Below are 12,759 nucleotides of genomic sequence, written 5' to 3' on the forward strand. Positions count from 1 at the left end.
CGTCGAGGGAGCGCGACACGCGGCATCCCACAACGGGATGAACTTGACCCCGACCCCGCCGAGTGGTCGACTGGCAGCAGGCGGCGCGGCTTTCTGCGCCGCGGCGAAGGGGAACGACATGCTGCGGTGGTGGGCTGTGAAGAACAGCGCCGAAAAAGACGGCGCCGACGAGTTGCCCGGCAAAGCAGCTTCGAGCCCCGGTTACATCCCCTGGGGCGAGGGTGCGCGCATCAACCCCTTCACGTTCGGGCTGCTCGGAGCGCTCGGTGTGCTGGTGGCGCTGCTCATCGGCGCGATCATCGGTCAGCTCGGCACCGTGCTCGTTTACGTCGGCGTCGCTCTGTTCCTCTCGCTCGGTCTCGATCCGATCGTGTCGCGCATCGAGCGCAAGCTCCCGCGAGCCGCGGCGGTGGCGGTCGTGGTCGGTGGCGTGCTGCTGGCCTGCGCCGGCATCCTGCTCGCGATCGTGCCCGTGCTCGTCAAGCAGATCTCCAACCTGGTCGAGAACGCCCCGCAGATGGTCGGCGACATCGTGCACTCCGACTGGTACGCGTGGCTCACCGATCAACTCGGCACGAACTTCGACAACGCCGTCTCGGGCGCCCTCGACTTCCTGCAGGATCCGACGAACCTCGGCCAGATCGGCGGCGGCATCGTCGCGGTCGGTGCGGGGATTGCGGGCGGCGTCACCGGGGTCATCATCGTGCTGATCCTGACGCTCTACTTCATGGCCTCGATGCGCGCGATGAAGCGTCTCGCCGTGCGCTTCGTGCCCGCCTACCACCGGCCCCGGTTCCGCGAACTGCTCGAAGACGTCTCGGGCGCGGTCGGGCGGTACGTGATCGGTCAGGTGAGCCTCGCGCTCTGCAACGGCGTGCTCAGCCTCATCTTCCTCAGCATCATCGACGCTCCGCTCCCGGCGCTGCTCGCGCTGATCGCCTTCGTGGGATCGCTGATCCCGCTCGTGGGCACGCTCTCGGCCTCAATCATCATCTCGGTGGTGTGTCTGGTCAGCTCGCCGATGACGGCGCTCACCGCAGGCATCTACTACCTCGTCTACATGCAGATCGAGGCGTACGTGCTGAGCCCGCGCATCATGAGCCGCGCGGTGGCGGTGCCCGGATCCCTGGTCGTCATCGCCGCAGTCGGCGGCGGTGCGCTCGGCGGCATTCTCGGTGCACTCGTCGCGATCCCGGTTGCGGCGAGCGTCATCATCATCGTGCAGAAGGTCGTGTTCCCGGCCCAAGACCTCAAGCTACTGCCCCCGGGGGAGCGTCCGGTCGCCGACACTGAGGCCGTCGAACCGACCGTCGCGGTGCAGGCCACTGACGACTAGCGGTACGCGGTGAGCACGCCCTCTTTCACGAGGTGCGCTGTGCCGAAGTCGCTGATGCGCGCGATTGTCCACGGTTTCGGTAGCTGCCCAACTCCCAAGCACCGTTCTTCAGCTGTCCTGGCACCCAGACGGAGTTGCGCCGGCTGCGTCTGCGGTGAGATGGCGGATCGAAGATCGGGGTGTCCGCGATATCTGCCAGGGTCATGCGTGAAACGACCTCGGCGCCGAACTCTTTCTCGCGCTCAGCCATGCGCTTCACCCGGTCCGTCACCATCTCCGTGGGAAGTTCGCTGATGGCCTGAGCGAGCGCGGTGGGGAGTTTCTGCTGCATGTCTACAAGTCGGTCGTGGAACTCCCCGCGGTTCAAGAGCAGTGTGTCGGCAGTGCGAGCCAGATTTCGTCCCGTGATCCGACGATAGGGTCGCTGCTTGCCGTAGCGGACCGCGGCCGAGCTCTTGAAACGCACACGGTCGGCATTCCACATGCCGTGTGCTGAAATGAGGTCGTAGGCTGGAGCGAGACGCACGAGGTTGCCGCTGAGAATGAGACTGTGGTTCTTCGCGTGCGCGTCGACGCCCGCAATAAGCAGGTTGTACATGAAAAAACCTGCGAGCGCTGCACGATCTTTGGCTCGCCACTGCGGTGAGCTGTGGTCATCAACCACGGCCACCATGTCGGCCATCGTCGGGCCTCCGTTTTGCTCGTACTTTCGGGTGGGCAGAAAACTGAGAGCCTGGGAGAAGTCCTCTTGGTGCAGTCGGGTGACCGTCCCGTCGGGTTGGGTGATGCGGTCATATCGCTGCGTGACGAACGCGGCGAGGCCGTTAAACTCCTCGATCTTCACCAGCGCAGTTGCGAGGCCCAGATACCGTGACGCGCGCATCGTGACGAACTCGACTGCCTGGACTTCAGCATTCGTGTGTCCGGTGACTGTGGCCATTCCCGGCTTCACAATGTGTGTGCTCGCCGTTCGGCCATTTGGCTCGAACCATTGTCCGTCGATCCTCGCAAGCGCAAATTTCCCTTGGTTGCCGCCGAGGGAGAAACGGCTCTGGTCCTCGTCGCTGCCGTCAACCCAATGGTCGGGGTCCTCGATGATCTCCTGGATCCGCTCAGCGATACGTGCATCAGTGATCTGCGACAGATTGCCGAGCTGAGATGGCTCGGTGCCGTGCGGTACGACCTGAACGGAGCCAGGCGCATCCTGGCCCATGTGTCGCAGCAGTGAGAAAGGGTCGTTGCGCGTCTCACCGAACTTGGCCGCCCACCTGTCTCGAACCTCGACCGCATCTGGCAGCAAATTCGATAGCCACGGCATCACCTCGACAGGGCCATAGTGCTGCTGGACGAGCGGCATACTCACCGATAGGGGAGTCGCCCCACGGCTGCCGAAATATTCCGAACTGTAAGAAAATTCCACATCATCGGATGGCCCGCGCATGAGGGAACCTGCTAACCGCCCGTCGAGCCAGAGGTCTAGCATGTCCGAATTCCCACTCATGACAGCTCATCGAACAGGGTGTCCAAGTGCGAGGCGCTTGGCATTGGCTCCAGGTGCAGCTCGTAGCCGAACGCCGTCGCCACACTCAGTGTCGCTTCCAGGGACGGCACGAGTTTTCCCGATTCGACCTCCTGCACCCACCGACGACTCATTCCGGCCAGTGAACCGAGGTCCTGCTGCGTCATTCCGCTTCGGACGCGGTGCGAGCGTACAAAGTCCGCGAACGCTTGCGGCGATTGAACGAACATGAGGGCCCCCTGTGGTTGCACAGTATCGTGTGCAACCCATAGTATGCACATTATTCTGCGCACACAAGGGTAGGCGCAGCATACTGTGCGCCACTCGAGCACGCGCTTGTGATGGACACGCGCCGTGCAAGCCTGCAGATGTGCGGCGCTGCTGGATCGCGCCCCTACGCCACCTGCTCGTTCGACCGCCCGTAAGTCTCGAGCAACCGCAGCCAGACCTCGCTGATCGTCGGGTACGACGGCACGGCGTGCCAGAGTCGCTCGAGCGGAACCTCGCCGACGATGGCCACGGTCGCAGAGTGCACGAGTTCGTGCACATCGGGGCCGACGAAGGTCACCCCGACGAGCACCCCGCGATCCTCGTCAACGACCATGCGCGCCGTGCCCTGATACCCGTCGGCGTGCAGGCTCGCGCCGGCGACGCCTCCGATCTCGAAGTCGACGACGCGCGTGTTGAGCCCCTGCTTCTCGGCGGCCGCGGCGGTCAATCCGACGGAGGCCACGGGCGGATCGGTAAACGTGACCTGAGGCACCGCGGCGTGATCGGCCGTGGCGACGTGGCGCCCCCAGGGCTCATCGCGCAGCACGGTTCCGTTCGCCCGGGCCGCAATGGCGTCGCCCGCCGCACGCGCCTGGTACTTGCCCTGGTGCGTGAGCAGTGCGCGGTGGTTCGCGTCGCCCACGGCGTAGAGCCAGTCGCCGGCGAGTGGCGCGCCGTCTGCGCCCCGTACGAGCAGGGTGTCATCGGTCTCGAGCCAGCGCCCGGGTTCGAGGCCGATGCTGTCGAGCCCGAGGTCCGAGGTGCGAGGCACGCGCCCGGTGGCGACGAGGATCTCATCGGCCTCGAACACATCGCCGCCGTCCGTCGTGATGCGCACCACGCCGTCATCACCACGCTCAACCGCTGTCGGCGAGGTGTGCAGCCGAAGATCGACGCCGAGCTCGCGCAGCGCGTCGCCGACGAGCTCGCCCGCGAACGGCTCCTGGCCCGAGAGCAGCTCGCTTCGCACGAGAGCGGTCACCTGCGAACCGAGCGACGCGAACGCGGTGGCGAGCTCGGCCGCGATCACGCCGCCTCCGATGATCGCGAGCCGAGGCGGGATCTGCTCGGTGCTCGTTGCCTCGCGGTTCGTCCACGGGTTCGCCTCGGCGAGGCCGGGAATGTCGGGCATCAACGCGGCCGATCCGGTTGCGATGACGACCGCGTGGCGAGCGCGGAGCACCATCTCAGCCGAGGTGGCGTCATCTTCCGACCCGTTGTCGGCGGAGCGCACCGTGACCTCGCGTTCGCCCGAGACGACGCTGTGCCCGCGCACGAGATCGATGCCCGCGTTCGCGACCCACTTGGCCTGGCCCGAGTCATCCCAGTTGCTCGTGAACGAATCGCGGCGCCGGAGCACCGCAGCTGCGTCCACCTCGCCGCTGACCGCCTGCTGTGCCCCATCGAGGCGCCGAGCCGCGCGCACCGCCTCGCCCGAGCGCAGAAGCGCCTTCGACGGCATGCAGGCCCAGTACGAGCATTCGCCGCCCACCAGCTCGGCCTCGACCAGAGCGACGGTCAGACCGCCCTGCACGGCTCGGTCGGCCACGTTCTCGCCGACGGGGCCGGCTCCGATCACGATGACGTCGTACTCAGCAGACATGGCGCTCCTTCTCGATCGCGGCGGTGCTGACCGCATGCTACCGTGGCGAGGTGAATGGTGTGAATCGGACGGCCCTCGGGCGTCAGGAGGTCGGCGGCGGAATATCCGCCCTCGGCAGCTGATTGATCGCTCGGCGATGCGAGCCGCAGGTGCGGCCCCGCCGAGACGCGCTTCTGCGCCCGATCCGGGCGCGCTCTCCATCACTCACCGGCCTCTCCCGATGCCGTCGCTCACCGCGCACAATTGCCGCGGCCGCACCTCGGAACGCCCCGTACGAACAGGTGTTCTCATGCTCCCACTCACCGCAGCATCCATCCGCTCCAGCTTCGTCAATGCCTCACGGAAAGAGGTCTCCGTCGCGGGGCTTCCCGAAGACCTCGAGACCCGCGACTGGGATGCCCTCGACTACTTCGGCTGGCACGACCCGAAATTCGCCAAGCGCGCCTACGCCGTGCTGCCCGCTCCCGACGGCACCCCGACGGGCATTCTGTTCAGGCAGGCTGACGCATCACCGCAGCGTAGACAGATCTGCGAGTGGTGCCGCGATGCGCGGCTGATCAACGAGGTCGTGTTCTTCGCCGCGCGCCGTGTGGGCGAGTCTGGCCGCAGGGGCAACACCGTCGGCACACTCGTCTGCCGCAACTTTCAATGCTCGTGGGTCGTGCGTACCGACCCGCCGGTGCCCTATGACGGTTTCGACATGGCGGCAGACCGGCAGCGCCGCATCGAACGTTTGCAGCAGCGCGTCGCCGGGTTCGCCGACATGCTGATCACCGGGCGCTAGCGGTGGCGCACCGCCCGGTCTAGCGTGGAGCTATGCGCGCTATCACCATCACCGATGACCATCGACTCGAACTCGCCGACCTGCCCGCGCCCGAGACGGGCGAGGGCGAGATCCTCATCGATGTCGTCGCGGCGGGGGTGAATCGCGCAGATGTCGCGCAGGCCGCGGGGCAGTACCCGCCGCCGCCGGGCGCGTCCGAGCTGCCGGGTCTCGAGGTCTCGGGGCATCGACGAGACACCGGCGAGGCGGTCGTCGCGCTGCTCGCGGGTGGGGGATACGCGGAGGTCGTCGCCGTGCCCGAGGCGCAGGTGCTCTCGGCCCCGCCCGCGCTCTCGCTCGCAGATGCCGGCGGCATCATCGAGGTCGCGGCGACCGTCGTGTCGAACCTGGTGATCGAGGGCGGGTTGCGCGCCGAACCGGCCGGCGGTGACGGGGGAGCGGCGCCCGAGCCCCAGACCGTGCTGATTCACGGCGGCACCGGCGGCATCGGCACGTTCGCGATCCAGTTCGCCAGCGCCCTCGGAGCGCGCGTGCTCACGACGGTCGGATCGGATGCCGCTATCGACGAGGTGCGGAGGCTCGGTGCTGCTGAGGCCTGGAACCGGCACACGACCGACGTGGTGGCGGCGGTTCGTGAGGCAGGCGGGGCCGACATCATCCTCGACGTGATCGGCGGCCCGGCGTTGACGGACAACGTGGCGATGCTGCGCGAGTTCGGCCGGCTGGTCATCATCGGCACGATGGGCGGCGCGACCGGAGAGCTCAACGTCGGTGCGCTGATGGGCAAGCGCGCCAGCGTCATCGGCACGACGGTGCGGTCGCGCGAACCGCGCGACAAGCAACGAATCCTCGAGCGCACGGCCGAGCTCGTCTGGCCGCTGCTCGAGAACGGCGAGATCACATTGCCCGTGCACGCGCGAGTGCCGCTCGCCGAAGCCGCGCGGGCGCACGAGATGCTGCGAGCCGGTGGCCACCTCGGCAAGGTGATTCTCGATGTCGCCGAGTGACGCGGGAGCAGCCTCGGGTGTCGCTGAGCCGGCCGTCTTTGCCGAGCCGGCGATCTTCACCGATGCGGCAGCGTGGCGCACGTGGCTCGAAACTCACGAAGAGTCCCATGGCGGCGGTTGGGTGGTGCTGGCCAAGAAAGGCACGACCAGCCCCACCTCGCTGAGCTATCAAGAGGCCCTCGAAGTGGCGCTCTGCAGCGGATGGATCGATGGCCAGAAGCAGTCGCGCGACAACGCCACGTTTCAGCAGCGCTTCACTCCACGGCGCGCGCGCTCGATGTGGTCGAAGCGCAACGTCGACATCATCGCCCGGCTCGAAGCCGACGGGCTGCTGCGCCCGCGCGGGCGAACCGAGGTGGAACGCGCGCAGGCCGACGGACGCTGGGAGCGCGCCTACGCCGGGTCGGCGACGATGGAGGAGCCCGAGGAGCTGGTCGCGGCGCTCGCCGCCGATCCCGACGCTCGTGCGGCCTTCGCCGCGTTGAGTCGGAGCGCGCGGTACAGCGCACTCCATTCGATCGTCACTGCGGTGCGGCCCGAGACGCGAGCGAAGCGCGTCGCCGCGCTCGTGGGCAAGCTGCGGCCGGCTTCGGACTGATCCGGCTCGCGCCTACTGCACCGACCATCCGCCATCCGAGGCGAGGATCGCGCCGTTGATGTTGACCGCGTCGTCCGAGAGGAGGAACGTGATCGACGCGGCGAGGTGCTCGGCAGTCGCGACCGTGGGGATGGCCTGCTGGAACGGTGCCAGTCGAGCCGATCCTGCCTCCGACATGTTCGGCGGCATCGGGATGCCCGTGGCGACGCCGCCTGGCGCAACCGCATTCACGCGAATGCCCTTCGGCCCATACATGAAGGCTGCCGACTTCGTGACGCCCACGATGCCGTGCTTGCTCGCGGTGTAGGCATTGCCCGATGCGTTGCCGCGCAATGCCGCCTCGCTCGCCACGTTCAGGATCGCCCCGCGCCGCGCCGCTTCCATCGCCGGCAGCACCGCACGAATCAGCTTGAACGGTGCCGTCAGGTTGATAGCGATGACCCGGTCCCACACGGCATCGGGCGTCTCTCCCGCCGGCGAGAAGTCGTCGTTGATGCCGGCGATGTTCGCAAGCCCGTCGATCTGCTCGCCGGCCGCTGCGATCACGCGATCGATCGCGTCCTGCTGCGTGAGGTCGCCTGCGACGGTGACGATGTCGGCGTCGGGCAGCTCGGCGACAAGCGCCTCGAGCTTGTCGGCCGCGATATCGCAGGCGACGACGTGGCCGCCCTCTCGGGCAATGCGCGAGGCCGTGGCCTTGCCGATGCCCGACGCTGCGCCGGTGACGATGACGGTCTTGCCGTCGAATCTGCCGGGCGTGACGCGCTCACTCCACCCGGTCGCCGCGGGCGCATCGGGCATCTCCCCGCCGTTCGCCGCGCGCACCAGGTCGTCGACGACCGACTGCGGCATCGCGCCCTGGCTGAGGACGACGAGCTGCTGGAGGGGGAGCCCGAGCACGGGGGCCAGCGAATCGGGGTCTGCCCCGGACTGCGCGAGGAGCCCGCGCACGAGCTCGCCTCCCGTCGGGTCTGCGAGCCAATCGCCGATGCTGGACTGAGCGGTGAGTGCCATGATGTCTCCTTCGGTGGGAGCGGGCGCGAGGGGAACCGCGCGAAGCGGGTTTCGCAACGGTGCGTCCACTAATGAAACACGTTACACCCGGGTAGCCTGATTGCGTGCCGAGACCTCGTAGTGAATCCGCCCGCCAGGCGGTGCTCGCGGCGATGCGTCGCGCAGTGACCGGCGAGGGGTACGAGGCGCTCACGATCGAGCAGCTCGCGGCCGACGCCGGTGTCTCGAAGCAGACGATCTATCGGTGGTGGCCGACGAAGGCGGCGATTCTGGGTGAGGCGCTCGTGGAAGGGGTGCTGCCGGCATCCCTTCCGCGACCGACTGCAGCAGGCGACGATGCCCCCGATCTCGCGAGCGATCTGCTCGCCTGGCTCACGGCCTCCTCGCGGCAACTCCAGCAAACCGAGGGCCTCGGAGTGGCGCGCGCGCTGATCGCGGTCACCGCCTCAGACCCGGCCGTGGGGGCGGCGCTCAATGACCGACTCGCAGCGCCGATCCGCGAGTGGGTGCAGCAGCGCATCGATCGCGCCGCCGCGCACGGCGCGCTGCGAGACGGCGTCGACGCGATCCTGCTCGCCGATCACCTCATCGCGATCACCGCGTATGCGGCGCTCACCGGCACGGTGCACAGTGAAGAGCGCCTGCGCGGCATCGTCGACCAGGTGATGCACGGGATCGTCGCGCCGCCGCCCGATCGATCACGCGGTACCTCGCGCCGCTCGTAAGCACGGGATACCCGAACGCTCGCGGCCCGAATGCCCGCGAGCCCGAACGCTCGCAGAGCAGAGATGCGACAGAACATCCGCTCAAGCGCGAAACTTCAGCGGATGTTCTGTCGCATCTCGGGGCCAGATATTTCGGGATCGGGCATCTCGCGCCGGCGCATCCCGGGCCGGCGCCCGGGGGCGCTCCTACGGCTTCGGCGCGCTCGCCGGCTCCCAGATGTAGATACCCTGGCGCTGCTCCTCCTCGTCGCCGGGGCGCAACGAGATGCCCTTGCGATCGCGCAGCAGCAGCGTGGCGATGAGCCCGATCACGGTCATGCCGACCAGGTAGAGCGTGACCGAGGTCGACGTTCCCGTGGTCTGCTGCAGCCAGGCGGCGATGGTCGGCGCGAACGCACCGCCGAGAATCGCGCCGATCGCGTACGAGATCGAGACCCCCGAGAACCGCACGGAGGCGGGGAACATCTCGGAGTACCAGGCCGACTGGGGGCCGTAGGTGAAGCCGAGTCCGACCGTCAGCAGCATGAGTCCCGACGCGAGCAGTACCGGGTTCGCGGTGTTCACGAGCGGGAACAGCGCGAAGAGCGCGGCGCCCTGCAGGATCCAGCCGAAGATGTAGGTGGTGCGACGGCCGATGCGATCGCAGATCCAGCCGGCGATGAAGGTGGAGATGAGCCACGTCACCGACGAAGCGGTCACTGCCCACAGCACGTCGCCGCGGTCGAGGCCGACGGGGCCCTCGGGGTTCGTCGCGTAGTTCTGCACGTATCCACCCGTCGTCATGTAGCCGACGGCGTTGTTGCCGGCGAAAACGAGCGCGGCGAGGATCACCAGCGGTGTGAAGCGCGCGAACAGTTTGACGATGGGGGCGCCCGTCTGCTCCTTGCGCTCCGCGATCTCGGTGAACACGGGGCTCTCCTCGACGCGGCGCCGCACCCAGTAGCCGACGAGGATGAGCACGATGGAGAACAGGAAGGGGATGCGCCAGCCCCAATCGAGGAAGGCGTCGCCGGGGAAGATGATGTTCATGATCGCGAGCATGGCGCTGGCGAGGAGCAGGCCGATCGGCACACCGATCTGCGGCATCGCGCCGTAGAGTCCGCGCCGGTCGCGCGGAGCGTGCTCGACGGCCATGAGCACGGCGCCGCCCCACTCGCCGCCGGCGGAGACGCCCTGCAGGATGCGGAGCAGGATGAGGAGGATCGGCGCGGCGACGCCGATCTGGCTGTACGTCGGGAGCAGGCCGATGAGCACGGTCGCTGCGCCCATGAGGATCAGCGTGACGACGAGCACGATGCGGCGCCCGAAGCGGTCGCCGAAGTGGCCGGCGAGGAAGGCGCCGAGCGGGCGGAACAGGAAGCTGATGCCGACGGTGAGGAAGGCGAGGATCGTGCCGACGCCCGGGCCGGCCGGTTCGAAGAAGAGCTGGCTGAAGACGAGACCTGCAGCCGAGGCGTAGATGAAGTAGTCGTACCACTCCACGGTGGTGCCGACGACGGTGGCGAAGGCGACCCGACGCCGATCGCTGGATGTGGCGATCGTACCGGTCGGGGTCAGCGATCCTGGTGCGGATGCTGGTGACATACGAACACTCCTTTGTGGCGAGGCTTTCTGCGAGGTGACACACCCAATCGAAAATAATATACGATTTCCGATATGCTCCCGCAAGTCGGCGAGGTACGGTCGCCGTTGGCGTGTTGAGCGAACAGTGCCACACTGGGGGCGTGGCGGATACTCAGAATGGCCGGGTCGCGGTCTACCTCGACTTCGATAACATCGTGCTCTCGTGGTACGACCGAGTGCACGGGCGCAATTCGTTCGCGAGGGATCGCCAGCGCATCGCTGAGAACCCATCTGAGCCCGAGATCGCCGAGCGCCTGCGCGCCGCCGTGGTCGATGTGGGTGCGATCATCGATTACGCGTCGTCGTTCGGCACGCTCGTGCTCACGCGGGCGTACGCCGACTGGTCGGCTCCGATGAACGCGGAATACCGCTCGCAGCTCGTGTCGCGCGCCGTCGATCTCGTGCAGCTCTTCCCGGCCGCGGCATACGCGAAGAACGGCGCCGACATTCGCCTCGCCGTCGACACGGTCGAAGACATGTTCCGCCTCGACGACCTCACCCACGTGGTGATCGTCGCGGGCGATTCCGATTACGTGCCCCTGGCGCAGCGCTGCAAGCGCCTCGGCCGGTACGTGGTCGGCATCGGTGTGGCCGGATCCACGGCGAAGGCGCTGACTGCAGCCTGCGACGAATTCGCCTCGTACGACGCCCTTCCCGGTATCGAGGCCGTTCCGCACGCGCCGGCGGCGCAGCGTACGCAGCGCGAGGATCAGCCGCGGCGGTCGCGGGGGCGCGGCGGCCGGGGCGGCGCATCGAGCGAAGCGGTGCCCGAGACAGAGGGCACGTTCGAGCAGGGGCTCGCGACCGCGCTCGAGGCCGCGGAGGAAGCGGCGACCGACGTCGAGCCGGGCGACGCGATCGAATCGGGGGAAGACGCGGAGATCGCGGTCACCGGCTTGCTGATTCGCGCCCTGTGGCTGAGCCAGGACAAAGACGACTCCGGCTGGCTCTACAGTTCTGCCGTGAAGCAGCAGATGCGACGAATGGACCCTTCGTTCAACGAGAAGGCGCTCGGGTTCCGATCCTTCTCCGACTTCTTGAAGTCGCGCTCCGACGTCGCCGAGCTCGAGGAGACCGGGCACGAGCGACTCGTGCGCCTGCGCGACCAGAGCGCGTAGATTCGAAGGGCGCTCAGCCGCAACCGTCGTAATTGCAGAAGTCGCTAGGCGGCTTGCGCAGCCTGCAGCAGATACCGCCGCACCCCGGCCGCGGCCGCACGGCCGGCGCGGTTCGCCCCGATCGTGCTCGCGGATGGGCCGTACCCGACGAGCTGCACTCGCGCATCGGCGACCGCGGTGGTGCCGCGCCCATCGCGATCGAGTTGAATGCCGCCGGCTGCGCTCCGCAGATGCAGTGGCGCAAGGTGGGCGATGGCTGGTCGAAACCCGGTGGCCCACAGAATCACGTCGACCCGTTCGAACGTGCCGTCGGCCCACCGCACCCCATCGGGTTCAACCCTCGCGAACATGGGGCGCCGCGCGCGATACGCCCCGAGGCGCTCGGCCTCGCGCTCCTGCTCGCGCAACATGAGGCCGGTGACGCTCACGACGCTCTGGGGCGGTAGGCCCGCGGCGACGCGCTGCTCCACGAGCGCGACCGAGGCTGCGCCCGCTTCGGGTGTGAAGTCGTCGGTGCGCCAGACGGGCTCGCTGCGCGTCGTCCAAATGGTCTCGGTGAGTGGCGCGATAGCTCCCAAGAACTGCACGGCCGAGGCGCCGCCGCCGACGACGAGCGTGCGCTTGCCGATGAAATGCTCCGGCCCAGGGTAGGCCACCGTGTGCAGCTGTTCGCCGGCGAACGTCTCCATTCCCGGATAACGCGGCACGAATGGCTGCGACCAGGTGCCGGTGGCGTTGATGAGGGTGCGCGAACGCCAGCTGCCTTCGGCGGCGGTAATGCTCAGGGTCTCGCGATCCTGCGCGTCGTTCTGCACACGATCGACGTGCACGGGCCGGATCACCGGGAGATCGTGCTCCTGTTCGTATTCGGTGAAGTAGTGCGGGATGGCGGTGTTCGCCCGTTCGAGCGTGCGCGCGGGTGGGCGCGAGTCGGGGAGTTCTGCGACGCCGTGCACATCGCGCATGGTGAGTGCGTCCCAGCGGTGCTGCCACGCGCCACCCGGCGTGCGGTCTGCATCGAGCACCAGGTGCTGGATGCCGAGCCGCTGCAGGTGGAACGAGGCCGACAGGCCGGCCTGCCCGGCACCGATGACGATGCTGTCGAGAAGGCCGGTGTCGTTCACTGCAGGTGCAACCGGCGGCGAGTGGAACCCATTCCCGA

At 67.9% G+C, this 12,759-nt stretch carries 12 protein-coding genes; 6 read left to right on the forward strand and 6 right to left on the reverse strand.

Translation table 11 applies throughout. The features are described from left to right. The first annotated feature begins 118 nt into the window (after positions 1–118). Positions 119–1,336: an AI-2E family transporter gene (locus AB0O71_RS12845; protein WP_363745909.1), complete on the forward strand. Its 1,218-nt coding sequence runs from the start codon at positions 119–121 to the stop codon at positions 1,334–1,336. Between the two features lie 25 nt (positions 1,337–1,361). On the opposite strand, the gene AB0O71_RS12850 is transcribed toward AB0O71_RS12845, so the two are convergent. The 3 genes from AB0O71_RS12850 to AB0O71_RS12860 form a co-directional block, all read right to left on the reverse strand. Then, a complete protein-coding gene (locus tag AB0O71_RS12850) occupies positions 1,362–2,819 on the reverse strand; it encodes a HipA domain-containing protein (protein WP_363745911.1) in 1,458 nt (485 codons plus the stop codon). 14 nt (positions 2,820–2,833) lie between these two features. Further along, on the reverse strand, positions 2,834–3,136 hold the full coding sequence (locus AB0O71_RS12855) for a helix-turn-helix domain-containing protein (protein WP_363745967.1): 303 nt from the start codon (positions 3,134–3,136) through the stop codon (positions 2,834–2,836). A gap of 113 nt (positions 3,137–3,249) precedes the next feature. After that, the gene (locus AB0O71_RS12860; RefSeq protein ID WP_363745913.1) at positions 3,250–4,728 is read right to left on the reverse strand and encodes an NAD(P)/FAD-dependent oxidoreductase; all 1,479 of its coding nucleotides are present in this window, start codon (positions 4,726–4,728) and stop codon (positions 3,250–3,252) included. Between the two features lie 289 nt (positions 4,729–5,017). On the opposite strand from AB0O71_RS12860, the gene AB0O71_RS12865 reads away from it, so the two are divergent. From AB0O71_RS12865 to AB0O71_RS12875, 3 genes are read left to right on the forward strand one after another with little or no spacing between them, the layout of a single operon-like run. Continuing rightward, entirely contained in the window at positions 5,018–5,512 is a 495-nt protein-coding gene (locus AB0O71_RS12865; protein WP_363745915.1) for an FBP domain-containing protein, read from the forward strand. 32 nt (positions 5,513–5,544) lie between these two features. Next, positions 5,545–6,519 carry a zinc-binding dehydrogenase gene (locus AB0O71_RS12870; RefSeq protein WP_363745917.1) on the forward strand — a complete coding sequence of 325 codons (975 nt, stop codon included), beginning with the start codon at positions 5,545–5,547 and terminating at the stop codon, positions 6,517–6,519. Then, on the forward strand, positions 6,506–7,117 hold the full coding sequence (locus AB0O71_RS12875) for a YdeI/OmpD-associated family protein (RefSeq protein WP_363745919.1): 612 nt from the start codon (positions 6,506–6,508) through the stop codon (positions 7,115–7,117). The genes AB0O71_RS12870 and AB0O71_RS12875 overlap by 14 nt, the downstream gene beginning before the upstream one ends. Before the next feature lie 12 nt (positions 7,118–7,129). On the opposite strand, the gene AB0O71_RS12880 is transcribed toward AB0O71_RS12875, so the two are convergent. Further along, positions 7,130–8,131, reverse strand: coding sequence for an SDR family NAD(P)-dependent oxidoreductase (locus AB0O71_RS12880; RefSeq protein WP_363745921.1), 1,002 nt, complete (start codon positions 8,129–8,131; stop codon positions 7,130–7,132). A 104-nt stretch (positions 8,132–8,235) separates the two neighbouring features. Between AB0O71_RS12880 and AB0O71_RS12885 the strand changes: the two genes are divergently transcribed. Next, positions 8,236–8,856 carry a TetR/AcrR family transcriptional regulator gene (locus tag AB0O71_RS12885; RefSeq protein WP_363745923.1) on the forward strand — a complete coding sequence of 207 codons (621 nt, stop codon included), beginning with the start codon at positions 8,236–8,238 and terminating at the stop codon, positions 8,854–8,856. 186 nt (positions 8,857–9,042) lie between these two features. On the opposite strand, the gene AB0O71_RS12890 is transcribed toward AB0O71_RS12885, so the two are convergent. After that, complete coding sequence (locus AB0O71_RS12890) at positions 9,043–10,440, reverse strand: MFS transporter (RefSeq protein WP_363745925.1); 1,398 nt, start codon at positions 10,438–10,440, stop codon at positions 9,043–9,045. 140 nt (positions 10,441–10,580) lie between these two features. On the opposite strand from AB0O71_RS12890, the gene AB0O71_RS12895 reads away from it, so the two are divergent. Further along, a complete protein-coding gene (locus tag AB0O71_RS12895; protein WP_363745927.1) occupies positions 10,581–11,597 on the forward strand; it encodes an NYN domain-containing protein in 1,017 nt (338 codons plus the stop codon). Positions 11,598–11,641: 44 nt separating this feature from the next. On the opposite strand, the gene AB0O71_RS12900 is transcribed toward AB0O71_RS12895, so the two are convergent. Next, a complete protein-coding gene (locus tag AB0O71_RS12900; RefSeq protein WP_363745929.1) occupies positions 11,642–12,721 on the reverse strand; it encodes an NAD(P)-binding domain-containing protein in 1,080 nt (359 codons plus the stop codon). Positions 12,722–12,759: the final 38 nt, after the last annotated feature.

The sequence above is a fragment of the Leucobacter sp. NPDC077196 genome (assembly GCF_040687075.1).
GTDB lineage: Bacteria > Actinomycetota > Actinomycetes > Actinomycetales > Microbacteriaceae > Leucobacter.